Here is a 22,461-nt window from a genome sequence, read left to right as displayed (position 1 = left end):
CTTACTCCTCCTGAATTAACAACTTGATCCTGTATGTTCCCGCATGAGTGCCTGATGCATATAAATCATAGCTCCACCTTGTGATACCGATGCCATGTACGGCTTCCGAGGTTAGCTCATGTGTCTCGATTTCGAGTTCCAATCTACCTTGAGGTGTTTGATAAAAGCCAATCCTCTTCTCGCCTGGTAGAAATGTCTGCTCTGCTTGCACGTCGCCTTGGCGGACGATTCGTATCTGATTGTCTTCCAGCTTAATGAGCGTCACTGTTCGTCCAAGCTCGTTCGGCTCTTCTTCATAGCGGATGTACGTGTGATTGCCTTTACGATAAAGATCCCCTCGCGCTTTCTGCACGGTAGTCTCGCTCCCGCTTCGACTTTCAATTCGGATCCGCACGCGCTCTTTAGCCGTCATGGTCCGTCATTCTCCTATTCTGCAGTACCTGTTTGCACCTTATGTCAGATAAGGCAAGTTAGGTATTAGTTTATATGAAAGGTTCGCTAAATTCAATGTATTACGGGAGATCAGCGTACATTACGGAGTTATCGCCGAGTCGATTTCTGTGTAGGTTTAGGGAATTAGGACGCTATAGGTCCTGAGGGAATGGATTTAGATGTATTTAGTGCAGGCTTTTTTGATAAAAATGTTGGAGTTGCCCCGAGAACCTGCATTTCCTACATCAAATTCGGGTCATTTTTGCGATGTGGGCCAGTTTCACCGAAATTTGATGTACTTTTTCAGAGCTTTAACAGTGAGAGTTGGAATACCGACTGCCGGGTGCGGAAACAAAGACTGTTAGCGCCAGGCACATGAAGAGGGGATGCGTCATTAGAGTAGCCAAACCAAGCTAGAAGCATTCCAACAAGCCGCCAAAACTAAAACCGCCAGCGTTCCCGTGACAAGCACAGAAACAACCGGCGGTTCAATTTCATTATTTAATCAAATCTTCAACAAATTTAGGCAGAATAAATGCCGCTCTATGTAGACGTGGTGTGTAGTACTTCGTTGGGAATTCTGGGATTGCTGCTTCCTCAACTTGCAGGGGATCGTGCTTTTTGCTGCCCATTGTGAAGGTCCAGAGACCGCTTGGGTACGTAGGAATGTTCGCGCTGTACACACGTACGATTGGGAAGATTTCTTTGACATCACGGTTAACCGTTTGGATCAGGTCTGCTTTGAACCAAGGGTTATCCGTTTGTGCTACGAAGATACCGTCTTCTTTTAACGCATCAAAGATACCCTGGTAGAAGCCTTTGGAGAACAGCTCAACAGCTGGACCAACAGGTTCAGTGGAATCGACCATGATAACGTCGTAGGTGTTTTTGTGATCGTGAATGTGCATGTAGCCATCGTTAACAATGACTTCTACACGCGGGTTATCCAATTCGCCGGCAATGGTTGGCAGGTACTTTTTGGAGTACTCAATTACTTTACCGTCGATATCAACAAGAACAGCCTTTTTCACCTTTGGGTGCTTCATGATTTCACGGATCACTCCGCCGTCGCCGCCGCCTACTACAAGCACGTACTCTGGGTTCGGGTGGGTAACAAGCGCAGGGTGAGCAACCATTTCGTGATAAACGAATTCGTCTCTGACCGTTGTCATAACCATACCGTCCAGGGTAAGCATTGTTCCCCATTCTTCGGTTTCGATCATCGAAAGGTCTTGGAAGTCCGTTTGTTCTCTTACGTATGTCTCTTTTACTTTTGCTGTAATACCGAAGCTATCGGTTTGTTTCTCTGTGTACCACAGTTCCATGTTTATACCTTCTTTCGCTGCTATATTTGGGATGAATAAATCCTGACATTCGTTGTCTCTAACAGTGTTCCACCAGTTGGAAAAGTCATGCGAAGCGGTGCTGTAATTTCAAGACCCTTCATACGCACAAATTGTATTATAGTTCATTACCCCCAAAATGCAATATTTTCCTAGGGTTTTTAAACATTTAACAAAAAATATTTACAATTCGTTGAATACGGACTGCCATGCTTTTCCATACTGGATAGTAATGCCTTAGAGCATGGAGAAAGGAGGTAAGAAGAGATGTCCGAGAACGAGAACCATCGTCAGCCATCTACAGGCACACCACAAGCACCTAGGGATAAAGAGGTACCTGCGTCTATGCGCTGGATGCGTCGTATCAAGAAAATGTTCTCATTCCTATTCACTTCCTGCGTTCTGCTCCTCATCGTGGCCGCTGGCAGTCTCGTCTATTTGCGTGCTCAAACACTGCCCGTCACCAAAATGCTGCAAACCTCCCAAATGTACGATACACATGGCGAACTAATCGACACCTTTTATTCCGGGCAAAATCGACAGGTCGTCTCACTGAATGAAATATCGCCTTATCTCATTAAAGCAACGCTCGCTGTGGAGGATCAGCATTTCTATGATCATTTCGGTGTAGATGTGAAGGCAGTAGCAAGGGCAGCTGTTGTCAATGTACAAGCCATGGCCAAGGTGCAAGGTGCAGGAACGATAACTCAACAATTAGCTCGGAATTTATATTTAAACCATGATCGGACTTGGTCGCGTAAAATCAAGGAAACCGTGTTCGCTGTGCAAATGGAAATGCAGCTGACCAAAGATGAAATTCTGGCGAATTATTTGAATCAGATCTACTACGGTCATTCGACGTATGGGATTGAAACGGCTTCCGAACTTTTCTTCGGCAAGCATGCCAGTGAATTAACGTTGGCGGAAAGCGCGATGATCGCTGGTGTCCCCAAAGGTCCACGCTACTACTCGCCGTATTATGATCTGAATAATGCGATGGATCGGCAAAAGGTGGTGCTGCAGACGATGGTGCGCAGTGGCTTCATTACACAAAGCGCCGCTGACGCCGCAGGCAAAGAGAAGCTGACGATACAGCCGCTTACAAAGAAAAAGCCAGCAGCAGCCCCCTACTTCCGGGATTATGTACGAGCACTAGCAACGGATAAGCTGGGCATACCGGAGGAACAGTTCGATCAGGGCGGTATTCGTATCTTCACAACACTGGATAAAAATACTCAGCAGATTGCCGAGACCGTGATTACGAAACAGCTGACGGGTAAAGCAGACCTTCAAGCCGCACTCGTGGCAATCGACCCAAGGACGGGAGAAATTAAAGCGATGGTCGGCGGCCGCGACTATTCCGAGAATCAGTTCAACCGTGCACTCTCGAATACGAGACAGCCAGGGTCCTCTTTTAAACCAATCGTCTATATGGTTGCTCTGCAAAATGGCTATACACCCGTGACACAGGTAAAAAGTGAGCCGACGGTGTTCACCTACGATGAAGGCCGTCAACAGTACACACCTAGAAACTTTAACGATCAGTATGCCAATGCCAATATTGATATGCGGCAGGCGATTTCGAAATCGGATAACATCTATGCGGTGCATACGATTCTGGATGTCGGTCCTGCGAAGGTTATCGAGCTGGCCCGCAAGCTTGGTATTGCATCTCCGATGAAGCCGCTGCCGTCATTGGCTTTAGGGTCCTTCCCCGTAAGCCCTCTCGAAATGGCGTCTGCGTTCGGTACGATTGCGAATCAAGGCGTTCATCAGGAGACGACGGCGATTGTGCGTATTGAGGATGCGAACGGTCAAATCTTATATGAAGTGAGCCCGCAAGCGGAGCCAGTGCTTGATCCAGCTGTCGCCTATGTAATGACGAATCTGATGGAGAGCGTGTTCGAAGAGGGCGGAACCGGTAACCGCGTAGCCAGTACGATTAAACGTCCGATAGCCGGCAAAACCGGTACGACCGACACCGATGCGTGGCTGGTTGGCTTCACACCGGAGCTCGCAACTGCCGTATGGGTCGGCTATGACAAGAGTAGGGATATTTCGACGGTTGAGTCTCACTTGGCTTCTCCGATTTTCGCGGAGTTCACGGAACAAACGTTAGAGGCGATACCACCTAAGTTGTTCCCGATTCCTGATGGAGTAACAAGTGTCTATATAGATCCGGTGAGCGGCAAGCTGTCCAATGAAGATTGTCCGAACTCGCATATGGAGGCTTTCCTGGTTGGCACGGAGCCGACAACATTCTGCACAGGCAAACCTGCGAAGCCAGCTTCGAACGATGATCCAAAGGGTACCCCAAAAGGCCAAAACGGCTCTTGGTGGAATGATATCAAACGCTGGTGGAACGACTGATCCACCTGTTTCCAGAGAACACAAAAAGGCAGAACTAAGCGCGTCTTAGTCTGCCTTTTTGCTGTCCTAGTATATGAGGTAACATACACTAGGGTCTAGTATACTCGGTTCACCCAAACGTAACAATGGATGACACATAATGTTCATAATCTCTATTTGTGTGTTTGATCGCTTATGAAAGTGCATCTTTCAATGCTTGATCTGAGCGATTCCACCACTCCTCGTTGTGCGCGATCAGCTGATTTTTGAGCAGCGCCCGCTCCTTGTCATCCAAGCCGTCGAAGATGAATTTACGCTTCATTGCAGCATCCATTTTGTTCACGTGCTCGGCTAGAATTTTCCATCCTCTGCGCGCTTCGGTGTCAACTAGCATTTCGCATGCTGTCATACCAGCGTAGTAAGCTCCTTCTTCCGTACGGTCGACTGCGACCCAAACGATCCAAGCTTTACGGCCATTTGGCACATCTTCTTTGTTCGTTGAGAATTTAATGCCTTTTTCGATCTTACTTTTGGCATGAAGTGTACCTTCGTCCAGGTAGGCTTCATCCCCGTCAATAATGACACCAGATACGTTGCTTAGATCGATCGCTCCGGCACCGAATCCTTTATGGTTCACTTTGGAACTTACTATATTTAAGGCTAGCTTCTTTTTATCCGCTTCCATGAGGGCACCTTCCACTCTTCGTAATGTTAAAATGACGCTTTGCTTTCATTGTAGCTAAAGTCATCCTCCAGAACAAGGGCTGGTTGCTGTTAATGTGGAAGGACTATTTCTCGTTACTGTCTTTACTACATCACTTCCACCGTGATACTGCCGACTGCTCTTTCATCTATAAAAGCATCCAACGATCACTTTTCGAAATTTATTCATCGCTTCAACACCCCTTATACCTTATAGACTCATTGATTAACCACTTCGTTCCCCCTCCTTCTAACAATTCTTTTCCAAGCTCAGAAATATTCCCTAGGTTGTCTACATATACATGCTGTAGATGCTTGTTTAGGCGGGGTGGATATCATGAGTGTTCTATTCAAAAACCGCAAGGTTCAATGGTTCGTTGTCATGCTCCTTGCAGCAGGCACCGTCCTGCTGTCTGAAAATTTGCTCCCATCTGCAAGTAAATGGGCCGTTCCAGTCGTCTCTAAGGATGAAAAGTCTGCTCCGGCGCCGGACATGCAGCCTGCAGATAGCGCCAAGCCATTAGAGAAGCAAGCGCCAACAGCGCTTAGCTATCGTATTGCGGAATATCACATGAACGTTGCTTATACGCCCGAAACGAGGCAGCTTAATGGGCAGCAAACGTTGACTTGGGAAAATCCGGGAACCGTTCCTGTGCAAGAGCTTTACCTCCATCTGTATCCCAATGCATTTGCCTCAAAGAAAACGACGTTTATGCGTGAATCAGGTGGAAAGCTGCGTGAAGATGAAGCCAAGGCAGACAGTAGTGGCTGGATGAAGTTGCTTTCTGTGAAAACGGTTGACGGAGAGGATCTCAGTATGCGCATGGCGTTCGTGCAGCCCGATGACGGCAATAAGGACGATCACACGCTGCTCAAAATCCCGCTGCCTAAACCGGTAGGAGCCGGGGAGCAAGTCACGATCAAGACGGAATTCCTCGTCAAACTGCCTGCCGCCTTCGCAAGAATGGGCTATGTGGATGACTTCGTCATGGCCGGACAATGGTTCCCTAAAGTTGCTGCCTATGAACGGGTTGGAACAAGAGGACGTACAGAGCCGGGGTGGAATCTCCACCAATACCATGGAAATTCGGAATTTTATGCCGATTTCGGGATGTATGACGTGAAAATTCAAGTGCCGGCGAACTACATCGTAGCAGCTACCGGTTTCCCGGTTAAGCCTGCTGTGACCGACAACGGGATAAAGACGTACCAATTTTATGCGGATGATGTGCATGACTTCGCTTGGGCAGCATCGCCACATTTCGTTTATGTGGAAGAACCCTACTCGACCGCACAAATACCCGGGGTCAAGATCAAGCTTTATCTCGATCCCAATCATCAGGACTTGAAGGACCGCTATATGTACGCTGCCAAAAAGGCGCTTTCCCGCTACAGCCAATGGTACGGATCGTATCCTTATTCAACCCTTTCGATTGTCGTACCTCCCCCAGGAGGCAACGGTGTGGGCGGTATGGAATATCCAACTTTGGTAACGTCGTGGGATGCTAGCGACAAGAAACCAGATCTAGAGCTAGAACGTGTCGTTGTTCACGAGATTGGACATCAGTTCTTTTATGGACTCGTAGCTAGCAATGAATTCGAAGAAGCATGGCTGGATGAGGGCTTTACCTCCTATGCAGAGGATAAAGTTATGGAAGCAGAGTACGGAGTGTCCCCAAATTTACCTGTAGAGTCAAGCTTCATTACATCTCCAAATACCCTGCAGCAGAACTCGTGGGCCTATACGGGACATGATCAATACGCTGAGAATGTGTACACACGAGGAAAGCTCGTGCTTAAAGCCATTGAGAAGCAGGTTGGCAGCAAAACAATGGATCGCATTATGCGCACTTATTTCCAACGTTGGGAATTTAAACACCCTTCTACAAAGGACTTTCAGAACGTTGTCGAAGAAGTGACCAAAACGAAGTGGGATGATTTCTTTAACCAATATGTATACGGCGCCATGATGATGGATTACACCGTGGAGAGCATTCGCGTCAAATCCGTGGGCAGCAAAGGGGCAGAGTCCTACGAAAGTGCCGTTCTCATCTCCAAACGAGGCGGTAATTCACCCGAGGTACCGATCCAGTTCCATTTCTCTGACGGCACTGTACTAGATAAAACATGGGATGGTAAAGAAAGCAGTATCGAATTCAAACTAACCCACAAGACTCCTGTAGACTGGGTTCGAATTGATCCCAATTACTCGCTCGTGCTGGAAAATAAACATATTAATAATTTTATGCAAACGCAAGTGGATACCAAGTGGAAAATCCGCCTAAATCTCGGTCTCATTCAATTCCTGCAAGCCATATTCGGCTGGGTCGCCTGGTAAGCGTAAGCGGCTAGGCTTATCCAATGCTTACGAAGTAAGTTTTCCTACGGAAAACTCAGATTATGCTTTCGATGCCAGTTTTGCTAAAGCAAAACTCTTAGGAGGGACAACTGTGGCAACTTATATCAAGTCTGGCTTCAGGGCGGCTTTACGGCAACCTTTCGCCACGATCGTCTTGTTCCTGTATCAGATGGGCTGGGGCATCCTGCTGTATAAGCTTGTACAGGGTGTTCTCGTCCCTCTCATGCACCGCTATCCAGGTGGCGAGCAGCCGAAGCAAGCGCTGCAGCTATTTCTAGCTGAAGGACAGTTCCAATTGGTCAAAACCGATCTTAGCCATTCCTACCTTTGGTGGCTGGCTGCTTTGCTTGTTGTTCGCATGCTGCTCACCCCAATGTTGAATAGCGGCGTCTACTACTCGCTGACCCATTCCCAGCAAAATGCCGGCTATCGCTTTATCCGAGGCATCAAGGAGCTTATGCTCCCATTCCTCATTGCTTATGTCGTTCGAATCTCGCTTTCCTTGCTGCCACTCATATGGCTGTTTCCTAAAGCGCAAAAGCAATTCGCACATACCACTTCGTATGAGCAAGCCGCCCTCCAATTGCTGCCTTGGCTTCTCGGCTTGCTCGTCTATGGCTTTCTCTTACATCTGCTTTTTATGTACGTACAGTTCGCAATTTCCGCTAAACTTGGCATTTTGTCCACTGTCATCACTTTCGTTCGCAGTTTCCTTCCTATTATCGGGCTTGCACTCATCCTCCTACTCACCTCGGGACTATTGGCAGGGGTCACAGTCACAGCAACGTACATATGGGCAGGTCTGGTAGCGCTAATCATTTATCAGCTCTTCCCGCTTTTCCACATTTTCATCCAAATGTGGGCCATAACCTCCCAATATCAGCTTCTATCTGCCAAAATGGACAGCTAAAAACAAATAAAATAAGCTTAATTGGCTTATATTGGTTTATCCCCTTGCAAAAGGGGCTTTTTTTTGTCTCTTTTCCGAACTATTGACATATTTTTAAGACAAAATGCGTAGAAAAGGAGGAATTTCGATGTTTATGACGAATTACAAGGATTAGCATCAAAAAACCAAATATTTCATGCCGAATTCCCCATTTCTTGGGGAAACGGGGGAACCACACCGGGTGAATTGATCTTGCAAGACAGGGATCATAGGGAACCTTCAACCGAACCCTCCAGCTAACCTCGTAGGCACCGGAAGGAGACAAGCAGTTGAAAAAGATTGTTGCTCTTGTTTTTAGTCTTGTTTTGTTTTTGAGTGTAAGTTTAGGAAGTGTGTCTGCGTCACAATCCACTTTGGATGAAACGGTTGACGGATTGCTCGGAATTCCGTACAGAGATGCGGGAACGACAACAAGAGGCTTTGATTGCTCTGGTTTCACCGCATACGTTTTCGACAAATTCGGCATTGACCTTCCGCATAGCTCATCATCTCAGAATAAAGAAGGCTACTGGATTGACAAAAAGGATCTTCGCAAAGGTGATCTTGTGTTCTTTGACACAAGCGGTGGCAAAGGTATTTCTCACGTTGGTATCTACCTTGGAGACGGTGAATTCATTCACTCTGCATCCAATGAAGGTATAGTGAAAAACAAATTAAGCCAATCTTATTACGCGAAGCGGTATGTATCAGCTCGACGTGTTCTGTGGGATGATATCTACAACCAATTAACTGCTGAATCCAAGTAATTCTTGTACGATTCATGAATAAAGCCCGGACAAGCCCCGCTCGAAAGAGCAGCTTTCAGGGCTTTTATTCATTTACTAATCTTGTAACTTGACATCGCATGTTAGCCGTTCTATAATAACTGCATATTGTTTTCTAGGGTTCCGTGGCGTTCAATGCCAGACTGGTCCGAGGGGAAACACGCAGCGAATACGCTGTGGTCACGGAGGGGAAAAAGCCCGGGAGTCATATCGCTTAGCGATATAACTTCCAGGCTTTTTCCTTTTTTTGCGGCTAAATAGGTCGTATAACAAATTTAAGAGGAGTGATTCATCATGGCATGGTTATATCTCGTCATTGCAGGTGTATTTGAGGTAGTATGGGCGATCTCATTGAAATTTTCTAATGGTTTTACACGTTTAGTTCCTTCCAGCGTCACGATCGCAGGGATGATTGTAAGTTTCTATTTTCTAGCGGTAGCCACGAAAACCCTCCCCATCGGCACAGCTTACGCGGCTTGGACCGGAATTGGTGCTGTCGGTGCGATTATAATCGGCACCCTTTTTCTCGATGAACCCATTAGTTTAATAAGGATCTTATTCATGATTCTGATCTTAGTTGGCGTTCTCGGTCTTAAATTTACTTCTGGACATTAGGAAGTCCGAAAAACTGCGTCACGTAACGCTCAGTTTGGTGACGATTCCTAAGATTCGACGATGCCTGGTATCTTGCGTTTTGGCATCGTCCACCTGCCGGACAAATTCTTTCCGCTTCGAGAATGCCAATGCTTCAAAGGCCTCGATTGCACCCTCCTGAGAAGACAATGCCGCCCTAAGGTCATCCGGAATCTCAACGGTTCGAGGCTCCAGATCAAGGTTGAGTATAACCTCTACCTGGTCACCGGCCTTCAAGCCAGACGCTTCTCTGTGGGCTGCACTCAATGGAAGGAGGAACTCATTCCCCATAACTGCAACAGTGCTGCGATAGGTGTAACCGTTCAAGCTCACCGTGACACTTGGCTTCTTATGTCCACTGAGCGCAGCTATGACCTCAGCTGGAATGGAAATTCCAGTGGCGTTTTTACCCTGTGCTTGCATAACGGAAGTGGTGAATGTTACCCCCATTTCGATTGCTCCCCCTTGGATAACAAAATTTTATAAAGTTTAATGACACTCATGTGCATGCCTTCATGGTACAAGCTAAAGCTGAGGAACTGTTCCGGCGTTTCCAAGGTCATTCCGGCCGACGTCGTGTAAGGTTGAACAACCTTTTCCTGCAAGTGGTCCCTCAGTCCCTCACGTATTCGCTCTTGCTGCCCTTTCAATAAGGTCTCCAACTCTTGTAAGGTCGGGATGTCAACGAAATTCGGAACGTTCAATGGTGAAGTGCCATTCTCAAATTGCTCTTTGAATCCTTCTGGCAAATGAAGCGGAAGCCCTATATATTGAAATGCTATTCTTTCCAATACCACATATATGTGCCCCAGCTGCCAGCGGATCGTATTCCGAAACCCTTCCGGGATCCGGTCGGCGGTTTCCTCCGATACCCCCTCCATCAATTTTAAGGTTTGAGCCCTCACGAAGGCCAGCTGTTTGAACAAATAATGTTCCATCGTTCTCACTCCTTTAGATCGCAATTTATGGGATATTATACCATACTTTTTTGAATAAATCGGACCCTATCTATGCAGATTAATCCATACAAGGATGGAGGGGCGTTATGATGTAAGGTTCGGATTGTAACTAACGTTATTACGGAGTCAATTCAACAGGATAAAAATGTTTAGGAGGGAAATTCAACATGGATACATCGGATGATATCAATCGAAAACAGAATCGCAATGACGGGCTTCTCGGAAATGAGATAGAAGTGGACTCCGATGTTAACGAGGATCGTAACCGAGAGCAGCAATTGGACGATTCGTTTCAGTACTGGTATCGTAACGTCGGTTATTGGGTGCAGCAAAAGGAAGATATAACTCAGGTGCCGAAGGCGAACGTATTCGACGCCGCTGTTGAGATGGATGCCGAGCAGGAGTTAAACGTGACTACGGAAGACGATGAGATGGATAGATAAGGTCAACCGACAGTTCAAATATTACATTTAGAATCTATCATTGGAGGTTGGAACGATGTCTGACAATACGAATAACCTGAATAAAGTTGATGTAAATAAAACGAGTATCTTTAAAAACGGGGTTCAATCAGCAACGAATTATGTACAGAACGCCATTGAAAACGTAACGGCATCCACGCAAGACGCAACTCAGAACTTAGTGAATAATGTAATGAAAAGACGACAAAATGAAGATGAAAATAATAAATAATTAGATTGGCGATATGCATTTAAATGAGGAACTCATTGTGCTATTCGGAATCTCATACGGAAAAAAGCTTAGTCAGAATGCAGCCTCAGGGCTTTGACTAAGCTTTTTTTGCTTGTCTAATGTATATCGTGAGTAATTGCTACCAATAAACTTTCTCTATTTCAAGCAACTGTGTAGCTAACATACCAGAAGCTGTTTCCAACAAATATTTGCAAATGTTGAGATAAAGGCTTAAAAATGTCGTTCAGCTCTTCATACGAGTAGTAGTTTTTGATAATTTCATGCATGGATCCATCAGCCAGCTCGCGTCTTTTGTAGGTATCCTCACTATGTTCTTTCGTTATCAGCTCTCCGCCTCTTCCCGGTACGTAAACATTATCGGCGATAAAGACGCGAGCACCTGTGCCTAAACGTTGGTGGAAACTCTGCAGAAATGACTCAATCCGATTCTTCGGAATATGCGAAAACCAGAAGTTGGCAAGACCAAAGTCGAAAACCCCGTTCACATCGGAGAGCTGGTACGCGTCCCCCTGAACAAATGCTGCATTCGATGCTGGCCACGGCTTAGACTTAGCAATTTGCAGCACTTCAGGACGAATATCAACACCTACGATGCGCTTCGCAGTGCCCGCGGCAATTTCGGTCCAATACCCGGTTCCACAAGCTATCTCAAGAACGTTGCGCCTCTCCACCTGCTTCTTCACCATTTCGCTCAAAAGACCAAGCTCTTGTTGGAACCCAGCGTCCTCTCGGTGATAAATCCATTCATACTCCTCCGCTCGAGCACCGTAGTATTCTTGCATTTTCACTTTTTCTTCGTTTAAAAGCTGATGCTTATCCTTCACTTCGTGGAGAATTCGTTGTCTGGCTGCCAATAAATCAGCGAAAATAGCTCCACCCTGTGCGGAGTAGTTGGCTAGAAGGCCATGCGTGGCCATCACAATTAACTGTGTCATTGACAAGCCTGTTTCGTCAGCCATTTGCTCCAGATCCGACTTTACTTTCTCCGGTAAGTAAACAGAGAGTCTCTTAGTTTTGTCGTTTTTGTCATCCACGTTAGGTTTCCCCCTCATAATTTTTTATTATTTTAACATATAATATGTGTTATTGTAACATTAAATTTACGTTTTCATGATAAATAAAAATTAGGGCAACCTTTTTTAGAACTCTATCAGCTATTAACCCTCGCAAATCTCTCTATCAAACATAGAATACTTTGTAAGTAAATTCATATTTTGATAGGAGATGGTTAGATGATTAAGAAACAACGTATCGCAGGTAGACCGAGTAAAATTGTTAAACTTCCCAAAAGTGCAGGCCTACCGAAAACGAAGGCTATGCTGCTGTACCACGCTCAATTGAGAAAGCACAACAGACTAGGAGCAGGCCGCTTCCTGAGCCAGCGTACAATTTCGATCGGAACCGATAACTCTTGGTTCAACGCCCAGATTATTCCCCGTAATCCAGCATGGGTACCGGTTACTAACGCCAACTATGTGTGGTACTCCGGCAATCTGAGCGCTGAGAATGCCGTCATTTCGACACGATTCTCGCTCTCTCAGCGGAGAGCCATTCTCGCCGCATCCCTCTTCTTGTCGGTCGACAATTACGCTGTAGTGATCATCAATGGTGTGCCGCTGGTCTATGATGCACCACAAAATACCCCTCCATTCTACAACACTGGTCGTACCTTCAACATACGTCGGTTCTTGAGACGCGGCCGTAATGACATCGTCATCGTCGCTTTTAACTTTGGTGGACCTCGTAGTGACGCTGCGCCTGCAGGCGTTGCTGCTAGATTGGACATCCAACTCAGCTCATTGCGATAATTCACATGGAAAAAGGTCGGGAGCCCATCTTTAGGATGGAACCCGACCTTTTTGCTTGCTTACATCAATTGACGTTCACTTCCGTAGCGTCGTTTGAGCTGATTCAAGAAAAACTGCAGCGCTAGGAATAGTCCTGCGAAGCTGGTGCCTGCACTCAGAATAATCCATGGATGCAGTCTAATGTATCTTGAGCCATAGGCGATTAGCGATAACCATTCACCCGATGTTGTGATGGCGATGGAATAGCCGGCATCGCTATCACCAATTGTCTCAATCCCGCCAAGTACAATGTTAAAAACAGCCAACTGCCCTAACAAGAAGAGCACCTGCATGAATTCGCTAAGGAAAATGAACAACATTTCATTTCTCATACACGGAACCAAGTGCCGCATCGTTCGATGGAACACAGAACCGCCCATCAAACGAGAAGCTTCAATATATAGTCGTTCATTATAATAACGTGTCCGATCTGCCACCTGATGGGCTAATGGGAATATCCCAATGAATGTGACTAGGCTAACGAAAGTAACCGTGAACAGCAGCTGGTAATGCGGGTCTGCCTTCAACCCCTGATCGAGCCGCAGCCCAAAGTACATGCCCGCTAAAGGCGGGAACAAGAAAATAAACGCAGGCATAGAGGAAACGACCCACTGCATGGAGCGAAGAATGCCCCATCCTTTGCCCGAGGTTCCGCTCCACAATCCCCATGGCAGAGCAAAAACAAAGCGAAACAAGGTTAACGCTAGCGCCGTGCCCAATGTATATTTCAACCCATTCAGCAATAAACTCAGCACATCAAAGCCCCTATGGTCGGTGCCCAGGAGGAAGGTGCTGTTCGGCGCGTATGGAGGAATACTGTATCTCGTTTTGCCGTCTTCTTGATATTGGAGCATATTAATCTTGTCATCCGGTGTAATCCCATGGGGCATCAGCCATGTGCCGAATATCATCACAAGCAGGATGAGTACGATGAGTGCAATCGAACAGTAGTAAGCAGTTGATGAGCGTTTCATCATCGTCAAGCCACCTCCCCTGTCCGAACAATAAACTTCTTACGTAGGAGTGCGTATAACACATGAAAAGCCATAGCGACTAGCGCAAGTGCCATACAGATAGCCGACATGGAGGAGACATTCTGTAAAGCTGGCGAGACGATAAAGCCTCCCAAACCGGAAATTCCGCAAATGGCTTCCGCAACCGCCATACTGGCCAGTGCCAGTGTTGTTGCTTTGGGCAAGATCGCCAGCAAATCAGCCATTACATTTCGCATAACGTGAGAGATCAGCACCTCTCTGCGGGTTAACCCTTTAGCTAGTGCCGTAACGACATAGTCCTGTCCAAGCTCACGTGCGATCGCAATGCGAAGGGTACCGTAGATAGTGACCGAGGGAATCAGCGCGATCGTGAGAAACGGGATGAGGAACGGCGTCTTATCACCGACTTGAACAATAAGCAGCACAAAGTGCCCCAAATATTTCGTCGCATAGATCGCACCCAATTGGATGAGAACGATTAAGAAAAAATCAGGCAAGCCAACAAGCAAGGCATGTGTACCATCCATTAAGGCACCTAATCGGCGAAACATGGATGCTATCATCGCAAAGAGCACACTAAGCACAATCGCGAGCAGTAAACCAGGAATGAAATAAGTGCATGTGCGAAGAAGCATCTTGGGGAGCTCCCCAAGAACAGCAACCTCTTTCCTATTGAAAGGATTGCGGAATTTGCCAAAGTCACCATGAGCGAAACCTTTGATTTGCTCTTTCAGCGAGTAACCGTAATAACGCCAGGAAATAATGGGATGCTCGAGAGGCACAGTGGTCGCTCGAAATATGCCTTTGATCGTCATTGTCTTTCCGATATAGTCCCACGACTTTCCATAAGGAACAGACAGTAAGCCAGCTTTATCATTTAGAACTTGACTGCCAGGCAACTGCTCACTTATTTTCTGGATGCTCGTATCCGGACCTATTGCGATCCGAATCTGATCCGGCTGCGTAGATAAGAAGGCGTTACGGAAATTGCTCAGAAAGAAGATGCACACGAGTGTAAATACCCCAAGCAACAACCACCGAAATATCGACTTCACCTATCGTCACCTCGTTCTATTATTCACCGTCGGTAGATAACCATTTCCATAGTTTATCACGATTCATTTGGAAGTTCTATCCTATCTTTGGGAATAAAAAGAGGCTGCAGCAAACTAGCCTAAGCTAGCTTACTGCAGCCCGGCTCAAGAGCTGAACTGTGCTTGGTGTAAGCGGCTATACACACCGCCTACAGCGATGAGCTCCTCATGTCCGCCTTGCTCGGTAATGCCTTGCTCTGTCACGACGACGATACGGTCGGCATTCTTGATCGTCGCCAGCCGGTGGGCAATGACTAGCGTCGTGCGGCCACGCGACAGCTCGGAGAGCGACTGCTGAATCGCCGCCTCTGTCTCCGTGTCGAGTGCCGATGTCGCCTCATCGAGGATGAGAATCGGCGGATTCTTCAAAAACATCCGCGCGATCGCGAGGCGCTGCTTCTGACCGCCTGAGAGCTTGACGCCGCGCTCACCGACAACCGTATCCAGCCCCTTCGGCTGCGTCTGAATATAACCCTGCAGCTGCGCGCGCCGCGCAGCATCCCAGATTTCCTCATCCGTCGCGCCAAGCTTGCCGTACGCGATGTTCTCCCGCAAGGTGCCGGAGAACAGGAACACATCCTGCTGCACGATGCCGATCTGACGGCGCAGCGACTCCAGCTGGATGCTGCGAATATCGAGTCCATCAATGGAAATGCTGCCGGCACTCACATCGTAGAATCGAGGCAGCAAGCTGCAGATCGTAGTCTTCCCTGCGCCCGAAGGACCTACGAAAGCAACGGTTTCCCCTGCTCGAATAGATAAGCTGATATCATTCAATACTCGGGCTTCATCTCCGTAGCCGAATGACACCGAGTCGAACGTAATTTGGCCATCTAGATGACTAACCTTCACTGCGTTCGGCAGATCAGCTACCTCAGGCTCCGTATCAATAACTTCAACATACCGTTTAAAGCCAGCAATTCCCTTGGGGTAGCTCTCAATGACATTATTGATTTTCTGAATGGGACCGAGGAAAACGTTCGTTAAGAGAACGAATGCAATAAATTCCCCATAGCTAATCTGCTTGTCAATCACGAACCATGTGCCGCAAATAAGGACAAAGACCGTTACCAGACGCATCAAAATGTAGCTCAGCGAGACATTCCACGCCATGATTTTATAGGAAATCAGTTTCGTCAACCGGAACCGTCCATTGTTATCCTCAAACAGTTTCTTCTCATAGGACTCATTTGCGAAAGCTTGAACAACACGAATCCCGCCAATATTGTCTTCGACTCTTGCGTTAATATCGGCGAGGTCGCCCATCATTCGACGGAACGTTTTCGTCATTTTTTGGTTAAAATACACCGCTATCCATAGCAAGAATGGGACGATAACGAAGGTTAAGAGCGCTAACTTCATATTAATATGAAGCATAAGCAGAAGTGCACCGATCAGGGTCATTACTGCAATGAACAAGTCCTCAGGACCATGATGCGCAACTTCACCAATCTCAAGTAGATCGTTTGCCATACGGGACATCAATTGACCCGTTTTGTTATTGTCATAGAACCGGAATGAAAGCTTCTGCAGATGATCGAACATCTTTTTCCGCATATCCGTCTCGATATTAATCCCTAGCTTATGCCCCCAATACGTGACTATGAAATTTAGCACCGTGTTGAGTCCGTAGACAGCAAGCAAACCCGCGCAAGCCCAAAGAATCCAAATCCAATTCCCGGCAGGAAGCAATTTATCGACGACCTGATTAACAGCAAGTGGGAAACCTAGTTCTAGGAGCCCAGCCACGACCGCACAGATAAAATCCAAAATAAATAAGTGCTTATAGGGCCGATAATACGAAAAAAAGCGTTTTAACACATGTATCTCCACCTTCCTTCGCCTATTATACCTGATAGGATCTGCAAGCTGGAAGTCTCCTAGAAAATAGGCGATTGTCGGAGGACAGCTGTCCACTATTTTCATATATATAGGAGAACAGCATCCTGCGTGTATGGAGGAATGGACTTATGCTCAGCAACTCATTAGATACACGGACGGCTATCTTTCTAGCAGCTATGTGCAGCCAAAGTTATATCCTACTTGCAAATGGTCCCGAAAGCGTTATTATGCCACACAATTACCGGATGGTGTCTTCCTTCAAGGCAACTTCCATCCTGAGTGAAAAAGAGTTTTTCGGCTTTATTGCCGAATCCGATGCGCAAATTGTCATTGTATTTCGAGGCACGCATACGACATCCGACTGGATCTCCGATGCCATTGCGAGGCAAATCCAGTTTCCTTACACAAAAGAGCAGTGCTTCGTACACGAAGGTTTTCTCGACATCTACCGTTCAGCCCGCAAATCGATTGTGACAGCGCTAAACAAGCTTTCCACCGAGAAGACGCTGTACATTACAGGACACAGTCTTGGAGGAGCGCTCGCTGCTTTATGCGCCACCGATATTTCTACAAACACGAAATTCAAAAATCCTTCCGTGTATACTTATGCTTCACCGCGTGTTGGAAATCAGGCATTCGCCAGCTTATTCAACCTTAGGACCGGGCCTCACTATCGGATTTATAATACCAACGACTTCGTCCCTTTGCTTCCGCCTTTCATTTATAGATCTCCTCGAACGGATAAGGTTTACCACTATATTCATGTGAAAAAGGGGGTTGAATTCACTTTTCAAGGGGGCTCTGTCTCCGCTAACCACGCGATTAGCAGCTATTTCGCCGAACTTGCCAAGCTGGATCCCCGCTTCATGCAGCAGTTATACGCCCAGACTCCGGGATTTTGCCCGATCTGAAAAAAGATTGCCAACCACCTGACCAGAAAGGCCGGGTAAGAGGCGATCTTTATTTTTTTACTAGAGGTCAGCGGTCCCCTCCTAAGAGAAAGGTTTAAACAACTCAATAAAGGTAAAAATAGGAGACGATACTTATTTGCATCTTTTTACGCAATTCGATTATTTTGTCGCAAAGGAGCCCTGCCTTGATACTCGTCATTTGCCTGCTTTTTGTTTGGTTTAGTATCCATATATTTGCCTTCCTGCCCAATAAGTTGTCTGTCATTACGAACGTGCTGCTTTACATGTTCTTAGCTGTCGTGGACATTAACAAATTAACGATCTTAAGTGACACTATAGGCGTTTTCCAACTCAGCAAAAAGGTTCCTGAATTCCTTTCGATGATTTTACATAGGGATTTCACCTTTTCATTAACACTTCTAACTTTTGCTAATGTCTATCTGACTACATTGAAACGCCGTACAAAAATAGGCATTTCTCTGTATACATTCTCTTTTATCTTGTGCACAGGCCAATTCCTAAGATTAAATGGTGCAGTAACCTATGTGAAATGGAACATCTTCTATGAGTGCCTAATAATCGTTTCACTTATGATTTTAACTTATTGGTTTGGCCGCTTATTAATTCATCTAATGCAAAAGGAGAGATCTCTATGAACGACGTAACCATTTACGATGATGGATTCAACGGAAATGAATGGTTCGTCATTGCGATGATTGTCGTAGGGGCCCTTGCGATTTGGATATTACCCAAAAAGTTTACCTTAACACAGAGCTTGTTTAATTTATTGATTGGGGTTGTTTTTGGTCTCATGTTTGATCATACCATTGCCGTCCCCCCCTTTGATTTCTACGATGTCGGTGACGAATCCCATTATCAGCCGTTTGATATTTTTTCCTATACGATGTATGCGCCATTTGGTTATATATTTATTTATTTTTACAAAAAATGGAGTGTTCATGGTTTCTACACGATACCCTACATCTTACTCTGGACGTCAATGGGCATAGGTGTCGAGTGGCTAAGCGAACTCGTTGGTATATTTCATTACAAACATGGGTATAAGCTCGTTAATTCGATACCGATTTATTTATTTTTGCAATCTATTCATTTATTACTTTACCATCTGTTTTTTCCGGAGCATAAGAAGATTTCATAGACAACTTCTAGCGATCATTCTTTTCTTCACACGGTTTCAACCCTGACAGACTCTTGTCAGGGTTGTTTGTTTATAATCGGTTTATACAAATTAATGATTGAAGAAGGGAAATGATCACATGACGAAATCAACAAATCAAACCGGCATTGTTTTAGCCGGATTACTGCTAGCCATTCTAATGGCTTCGATGGACAATACCATCGTTGCGACAGCTATGGGCTCCATTATCGCAGACCTTGGAGGACTCGATAAATTCGTTTGGGTAACTTCGGCTTACATGGTCGCTGAAATGGCAGGGATGCCGATTTTCGGTAAACTATCGGATATGTATGGGCGCAAACGTTTTTTCATCTTTGGCATCTTAGTGTTTATGCTTGGATCTGCTCTTTGTGGAACAGCCACCTCGATCGTACAGTTAAGCTTGTACCGGGCCATTCAAGGTATTGGCGGCGGTGCCTTGGTACCTATCGCTTTCACAATCATGTTCGATGCGGTTAAACCGGAAAGCAGAGGCAAACTAATGGGATTGTTTGGAGCAGTGTTCGGATTGTCCAGCATCTTCGGACCGCTCCTTGGCGCTTATATGACCGACTATATTAAGTGGGAGTGGATTTTCTATATTAATTTACCATTAGGCCTGATTGCTTTCCTGATGGTTGCCATTTTCTATAAGGAATCCCTCCAGCATGCTAAACAGCGTATCGACTGGGCCGGCGCATTCTCGCTTGTTGGTGCCATCGTCTGCCTCATGTTCGCCATGGAGCTTGGTGGTAAACAATTCGCATGGAACTCCGCTCAGATCATTAGCTTATTTACTGGATTTGCTCTTCTCACGGTTACTTTCCTCTATGTGGAGACGCGGGCAGAGGAACCTATTATCTCCTTCCGGATGTTTCGGGATCGCCTCTATTCGGCAAGCAATGCGATCGCGATGTTAAGTGGAGCAGCCTTCATTACGGCATCTGTCTACATTCCGATCTTCATTCAAGGCGTTCTCGGAGGAAGCGCAACGAACTCAGGCCTCGTACTTCTGCCTATGATGCTCGGCACAGTTGTTACAGCTACCGTGGGCGGCTTCCTCATTAGTAAATTCTCATATCGAGCCATCCTGATCTCTACCCTCATTCTACTTGTAGCAGGTATGGCACTTCTGATTACGTTGACGCCAGATTCATCGCGTTTGCTTATCACTGCCTATATGATATTAGTCGGTTTGGGAATCGGCGCTTCATTCTCTGTGCTCAGTAACGCTGCTATTCATTCTGTACCTGCCAGTCAACGAGGGGCAGCGAACTCTACGCTGAATTTCCTTCGCTCACTCGGCATGACGATCGGAATCACCATCTTCGGCATTATTCAAAGCCATTCATTAACCCGGCATTTATCGGATGCCTTTACGGGGAGTGGCCAATCTGCGATGCCGCAGGGCCTAGACTTTAAGGACCCACATGCTCTGCTTGACCCCGCGACTCGCACTCAAATTCCGGAGCAATTGCTTGCGAAAATATCAGAAGGACTCTCCTCCTCCATCGTGGCCACATTTGCGTGGGGACTTATCCCTGCTGCACTCGCTTTAGTTGCCGCTTTTGCCATGAGCAAAGAGAAATTTGTTATAGAAACAGATAAAGATACATTCGCGGCCGCATCGCATTAAGGGCGGTTTCCGTATAAACTGCAGCACAGAAAGACCAGAGATCCACCGCGGACCTGGTCTTTCTTTTGCGTGTTAACTTATCACTCATCAAATAGATTCGTAGACAAATACCGCTCACCGGTATCTGGCAGGATAACAACGATGGTCTTCCCTTTATTCTCAGGCCGTTTAGCAATTTCTCTTGCTGCGTAAGCTGCCGCGCCGGATGAGATGCCGACCAGCAGACCTTCCGTTCTGGCAAGCTCACGGGCCGTCGTTACAGCATCTTCATTGGTCACAGTAAATATTTCATCAACAATTGATCTGTGGAAATTATCTGGAACAAACCCGGCACCGATACCCTGAATATGATGTACGCCACGACTGCCACCTGACAAGACAGGTGAATCGGATGGCTCGACAGCTATCACTTGGACGGATGGATTTCTCTGTTTCAGTATCTCGCCTACACCAGTAATTGTCCCTCCCGTGCCAACTCCCGCGATGAAAATATCGACTTTACCGTCTGTATCTTTCCATATTTCTTCGGCCGTGGTATTTCTGTGAATCTCCGGGTTGGCTGGATTGCTAAATTGCTGCGGTATAAAGGAGTTTGGCATCTTTGCAGCTAATTCCTCTGCTTTTTTAATTGCGCCTAACATGCCTTCAGAGGCTGGAGTGAGAACGAGTTCTGCACCTAAGGCCTTTAATAATTTCCTACGTTCAATACTAAAAGAATCAGGCAATATAATGATTAACCGATACCCAAGTGCAGCGGCTGCAAAAGCAAGTGCGATTCCTGTATTTCCGCTGGTAGGCTCAATAATGACAGTATCTTTATTGATCTTTCCTGATTTTTCAGCCTCTTTAATCATCGCGAAACCGATACGATCTTTTACACTGCCAGCCGGGTTAAAATACTCCAGCTTCGCGACAATTTTGGCATCAAGTCCGTGCCGATTATTATAATTCCAGAGCTCAAGCAGCGGCGTATTACCGATTAACTCTGTCAAATTGCTATAAATTTTCGTCATAAGAAAACCCCGCCTTTCCATCTTTATTAAACCTATGAACTTAATCGGATAAACACAGTATATCACGCATGCGAGTGAAAAAATAAATCAATAATGCTGATAGATAGGTACGCTATTTTCTTATATTATGCTTATTTGGTATAATAACCGTAGACGAAGAACGTCCTTTAGCCTTTTGGCGAAAGGGCGTTTTTTTATTTTAGCAGAGGAGGTTTGAGCATTTGGATTTTGAAACTGCGCATCAAGCATTCATTGATCATCATGCTGCTCTCAGAAGTGGTGAAAGAAAGAGGCGTCTCATTAGGGGACATTTATACGCAGAAAAGCTTTTTCTCCAGAATGTCTGGCATCCTCTGTTCGGTCATCTCGACCATTTGCATCCGGAGTATGAAATTTATGATTGGAATCGCAAATCCCAATTTATCGATTTCGCCTATATAACGCCCTTTGGTCGTTTTGGTATTGAATGTGACGGTTTTCAGAGTTATGTCAAAGATATGGATCGCGAGAAGTTTAGTTACTCGCTGAATCGCGAAACGTTTCTAATCGCTATGGGTTGGAAAATGATGCATTTCTCCTTCGATGATATACAGAATCGTCTGAACTTGACTCAAAACCTCGGTATCTGAGCAATAGAGTGGATTTAGTCCAATCAAATGGCTGATTACGTGTAGGGATCAGTAATCTGTTGTATATAATCCAATGGTGGAAGTGGAGGAGCGAATGTAAGGAATATTTCTCA

The 22,461-nt window shown here is 46.1% G+C and carries 22 protein-coding genes, 1 pseudogene and 2 riboswitches; of the genes and pseudogenes, 13 read left to right on the top strand and 10 right to left on the bottom strand.

The genetic code is table 11. The features are described 5' to 3' along the window. Position 1 precedes the first annotated feature (1 nt). Positions 2–412: a YwiB family protein gene (locus QFZ80_RS35405; protein ID WP_029197208.1), complete on the bottom strand. Its 411-nt coding sequence runs from the start codon at positions 410–412 to the stop codon at positions 2–4. A 517-nt stretch (positions 413–929) separates the two neighbouring features. After that, the gene (speE, locus tag QFZ80_RS35400) at positions 930–1,757 is read right to left on the bottom strand and encodes a polyamine aminopropyltransferase (protein WP_307550547.1); all 828 of its coding nucleotides are present in this window, start codon (positions 1,755–1,757) and stop codon (positions 930–932) included. A gap of 285 nt (positions 1,758–2,042) precedes the next feature. Here speE and QFZ80_RS35395 point away from each other — a divergent pair, with 285 nt between their 5' ends. Next, a complete protein-coding gene (locus tag QFZ80_RS35395; RefSeq protein ID WP_307550549.1) occupies positions 2,043–4,145 on the top strand; it encodes a transglycosylase domain-containing protein in 2,103 nt (700 codons plus the stop codon). A 172-nt stretch (positions 4,146–4,317) separates the two neighbouring features. On the opposite strand, the gene QFZ80_RS35390 is transcribed toward QFZ80_RS35395, so the two are convergent. Then, a complete protein-coding gene (locus QFZ80_RS35390; protein ID WP_307550551.1) occupies positions 4,318–4,809 on the bottom strand; it encodes a YwhD family protein in 492 nt (163 codons plus the stop codon). A 354-nt stretch (positions 4,810–5,163) separates the two neighbouring features. Here QFZ80_RS35390 and QFZ80_RS35385 point away from each other — a divergent pair, with 354 nt between their 5' ends. From QFZ80_RS35385 to sugE, 4 genes are all read left to right on the top strand, one after another. Then, positions 5,164–7,164 carry a M1 family metallopeptidase gene (locus tag QFZ80_RS35385; RefSeq protein ID WP_307550552.1) on the top strand — a complete coding sequence of 667 codons (2,001 nt, stop codon included), beginning with the start codon at positions 5,164–5,166 and terminating at the stop codon, positions 7,162–7,164. A gap of 112 nt (positions 7,165–7,276) precedes the next feature. Next, positions 7,277–8,095 (top strand): hypothetical protein, encoded by an 819-nt coding sequence (locus QFZ80_RS35380; RefSeq protein ID WP_307550553.1) that lies wholly within the window; start codon positions 7,277–7,279, stop codon positions 8,093–8,095. Positions 8,096–8,261: 166 nt separating this feature from the next. Further along, a riboswitch (cyclic di-AMP (ydaO/yuaA leader) is annotated at positions 8,262–8,400 on the top strand. 3 nt (positions 8,401–8,403) lie between these two features. Next, positions 8,404–8,880: a C40 family peptidase gene (locus QFZ80_RS35375; RefSeq protein ID WP_307550554.1), complete on the top strand. Its 477-nt coding sequence runs from the start codon at positions 8,404–8,406 to the stop codon at positions 8,878–8,880. A gap of 122 nt (positions 8,881–9,002) precedes the next feature. Further along, a riboswitch (guanidine-I (ykkC/yxkD leader) is annotated at positions 9,003–9,105 on the top strand. 87 nt (positions 9,106–9,192) lie between these two features. Continuing rightward, positions 9,193–9,513: a quaternary ammonium compound efflux SMR transporter SugE gene (gene sugE / locus QFZ80_RS35370; protein WP_307563364.1), complete on the top strand. Its 321-nt coding sequence runs from the start codon at positions 9,193–9,195 to the stop codon at positions 9,511–9,513. 18 nt (positions 9,514–9,531) lie between these two features. Here sugE and QFZ80_RS35365 read toward each other — a convergent pair whose 3' ends face one another. Further along, on the bottom strand, positions 9,532–9,981 hold the full coding sequence (locus QFZ80_RS35365) for a YdeI/OmpD-associated family protein (RefSeq protein WP_307550557.1): 450 nt from the start codon (positions 9,979–9,981) through the stop codon (positions 9,532–9,534). Next, entirely contained in the window at positions 9,972–10,469 is a 498-nt protein-coding gene (locus QFZ80_RS35360; protein WP_307563362.1) for a DinB family protein, read from the bottom strand. The genes QFZ80_RS35365 and QFZ80_RS35360 overlap by 10 nt, the downstream gene beginning before the upstream one ends. Positions 10,470–10,657: 188 nt before the next feature. Here QFZ80_RS35360 and QFZ80_RS35355 point away from each other — a divergent pair, with 188 nt between their 5' ends. Both QFZ80_RS35355 and QFZ80_RS35350 read left to right on the top strand, forming a co-directional pair. Next, positions 10,658–10,933, top strand: coding sequence for a hypothetical protein (locus tag QFZ80_RS35355; RefSeq protein WP_307563360.1), 276 nt, complete (start codon positions 10,658–10,660; stop codon positions 10,931–10,933). 55 nt (positions 10,934–10,988) lie between these two features. Then, a complete protein-coding gene (locus QFZ80_RS35350; RefSeq protein ID WP_307550564.1) occupies positions 10,989–11,183 on the top strand; it encodes a hypothetical protein in 195 nt (64 codons plus the stop codon). A 161-nt stretch (positions 11,184–11,344) separates the two neighbouring features. Here QFZ80_RS35350 and QFZ80_RS35345 read toward each other — a convergent pair whose 3' ends face one another. Further along, entirely contained in the window at positions 11,345–12,238 is an 894-nt protein-coding gene (locus QFZ80_RS35345) for a methyltransferase domain-containing protein (RefSeq protein WP_307563358.1), read from the bottom strand. 198 nt (positions 12,239–12,436) lie between these two features. On the opposite strand from QFZ80_RS35345, the gene QFZ80_RS35340 reads away from it, so the two are divergent. Further along, positions 12,437–13,012 carry a hypothetical protein gene (locus tag QFZ80_RS35340; protein WP_307550567.1) on the top strand — a complete coding sequence of 192 codons (576 nt, stop codon included), beginning with the start codon at positions 12,437–12,439 and terminating at the stop codon, positions 13,010–13,012. A gap of 59 nt (positions 13,013–13,071) precedes the next feature. Here QFZ80_RS35340 and QFZ80_RS35335 read toward each other — a convergent pair whose 3' ends face one another. From QFZ80_RS35335 to QFZ80_RS35325, 3 genes are all read right to left on the bottom strand, one after another. Further along, the gene (locus tag QFZ80_RS35335; protein WP_307550568.1) at positions 13,072–14,028 is read right to left on the bottom strand and encodes a hypothetical protein; all 957 of its coding nucleotides are present in this window, start codon (positions 14,026–14,028) and stop codon (positions 13,072–13,074) included. Positions 14,029–14,030: 2 nt separating this feature from the next. Next, positions 14,031–15,101 (bottom strand): ABC transporter permease subunit, encoded by a 1,071-nt coding sequence (locus QFZ80_RS35330; RefSeq protein WP_307550569.1) that lies wholly within the window; start codon positions 15,099–15,101, stop codon positions 14,031–14,033. A gap of 144 nt (positions 15,102–15,245) precedes the next feature. Next, entirely contained in the window at positions 15,246–16,961 is a 1,716-nt protein-coding gene (locus QFZ80_RS35325; protein ID WP_307550571.1) for an ABC transporter ATP-binding protein, read from the bottom strand. A 149-nt stretch (positions 16,962–17,110) separates the two neighbouring features. On the opposite strand from QFZ80_RS35325, the gene QFZ80_RS35320 reads away from it, so the two are divergent. The 4 genes from QFZ80_RS35320 (at position 17,111) to QFZ80_RS35305 (ending at position 20,706) form a co-directional block, all read left to right on the top strand. Then, entirely contained in the window at positions 17,111–17,893 is a 783-nt protein-coding gene (locus QFZ80_RS35320) for a lipase family protein (RefSeq protein WP_307550572.1), read from the top strand. Positions 17,894–18,078: 185 nt separating this feature from the next. Continuing rightward, positions 18,079–18,549: a hypothetical protein gene (locus QFZ80_RS35315; RefSeq protein WP_307550573.1), complete on the top strand. Its 471-nt coding sequence runs from the start codon at positions 18,079–18,081 to the stop codon at positions 18,547–18,549. Further along, positions 18,546–19,052 (top strand): hypothetical protein, encoded by a 507-nt coding sequence (locus QFZ80_RS35310; protein ID WP_307550575.1) that lies wholly within the window; start codon positions 18,546–18,548, stop codon positions 19,050–19,052. The genes QFZ80_RS35315 and QFZ80_RS35310 overlap by 4 nt, the downstream gene beginning before the upstream one ends. Before the next feature lie 118 nt (positions 19,053–19,170). After that, positions 19,171–20,706 carry an MDR family MFS transporter gene (locus QFZ80_RS35305; RefSeq protein ID WP_307550577.1) on the top strand — a complete coding sequence of 512 codons (1,536 nt, stop codon included), beginning with the start codon at positions 19,171–19,173 and terminating at the stop codon, positions 20,704–20,706. A gap of 80 nt (positions 20,707–20,786) precedes the next feature. Here QFZ80_RS35305 and cysK read toward each other — a convergent pair whose 3' ends face one another. Further along, positions 20,787–21,719, bottom strand: coding sequence for a cysteine synthase A (gene cysK / locus QFZ80_RS35300; RefSeq protein ID WP_307550578.1), 933 nt, complete (start codon positions 21,717–21,719; stop codon positions 20,787–20,789). A gap of 221 nt (positions 21,720–21,940) precedes the next feature. On the opposite strand from cysK, the pseudogene QFZ80_RS35295 reads away from it, so the two are divergent. Beyond that, positions 21,941–22,318, top strand: a pseudogene (locus QFZ80_RS35295) (hypothetical protein); the annotation flags it as partial. Between the last annotated feature and the right edge of the window lie 143 nt (positions 22,319–22,461).

It is taken from the genome of Paenibacillus sp. V4I7, assembly GCF_030817275.1.
Taxonomy (GTDB): domain Bacteria; phylum Bacillota; class Bacilli; order Paenibacillales; family NBRC-103111; genus Paenibacillus_E.
The sequence above is the reverse complement of the archived record's forward strand: the minus strand, read 5'-3'. Positions and strand labels throughout refer to the sequence as shown.

Bases quoted from the DNA above. Each gene is read 5' to 3' on its own strand.
- QFZ80_RS35405 (WP_029197208.1), bottom strand. From the start codon at position 412: ATGACGGCTAAAGAGCGCGTGCGGATCCGAATTGAAAGTCGAAGCGGG.
- speE (WP_307550547.1), bottom strand. From the start codon at position 1,757: ATGGAACTGTGGTACACAGAGAAACAAACCGATAGCTTCGGTATTACA.
- QFZ80_RS35395 (WP_307550549.1), top strand. From the start codon at position 2,043: ATGTCCGAGAACGAGAACCATCGTCAGCCATCTACAGGCACACCACAA.
- QFZ80_RS35390 (WP_307550551.1), bottom strand. From the start codon at position 4,809: ATGGAAGCGGATAAAAAGAAGCTAGCCTTAAATATAGTAAGTTCCAAA.
- QFZ80_RS35385 (WP_307550552.1), top strand. From the start codon at position 5,164: ATGAGTGTTCTATTCAAAAACCGCAAGGTTCAATGGTTCGTTGTCATG.
- sugE (WP_307563364.1), top strand. From the start codon at position 9,193: ATGGCATGGTTATATCTCGTCATTGCAGGTGTATTTGAGGTAGTATGG.
- QFZ80_RS35365 (WP_307550557.1), bottom strand. From the start codon at position 9,981: ATGGGGGTAACATTCACCACTTCCGTTATGCAAGCACAGGGTAAAAAC.
- QFZ80_RS35360 (WP_307563362.1), bottom strand. From the start codon at position 10,469: ATGGAACATTATTTGTTCAAACAGCTGGCCTTCGTGAGGGCTCAAACC.
- QFZ80_RS35355 (WP_307563360.1), top strand. From the start codon at position 10,658: ATGGATACATCGGATGATATCAATCGAAAACAGAATCGCAATGACGGG.
- QFZ80_RS35350 (WP_307550564.1), top strand. From the start codon at position 10,989: ATGTCTGACAATACGAATAACCTGAATAAAGTTGATGTAAATAAAACG.
- QFZ80_RS35340 (WP_307550567.1), top strand. From the start codon at position 12,437: ATGATTAAGAAACAACGTATCGCAGGTAGACCGAGTAAAATTGTTAAA.
- QFZ80_RS35335 (WP_307550568.1), bottom strand. From the start codon at position 14,028: ATGATGAAACGCTCATCAACTGCTTACTACTGTTCGATTGCACTCATC.
- QFZ80_RS35320 (WP_307550572.1), top strand. From the start codon at position 17,111: ATGCTCAGCAACTCATTAGATACACGGACGGCTATCTTTCTAGCAGCT.
- QFZ80_RS35310 (WP_307550575.1), top strand. From the start codon at position 18,546: ATGAACGACGTAACCATTTACGATGATGGATTCAACGGAAATGAATGG.
- QFZ80_RS35305 (WP_307550577.1), top strand. From the start codon at position 19,171: ATGACGAAATCAACAAATCAAACCGGCATTGTTTTAGCCGGATTACTG.
- cysK (WP_307550578.1), bottom strand. From the start codon at position 21,719: ATGACGAAAATTTATAGCAATTTGACAGAGTTAATCGGTAATACGCCG.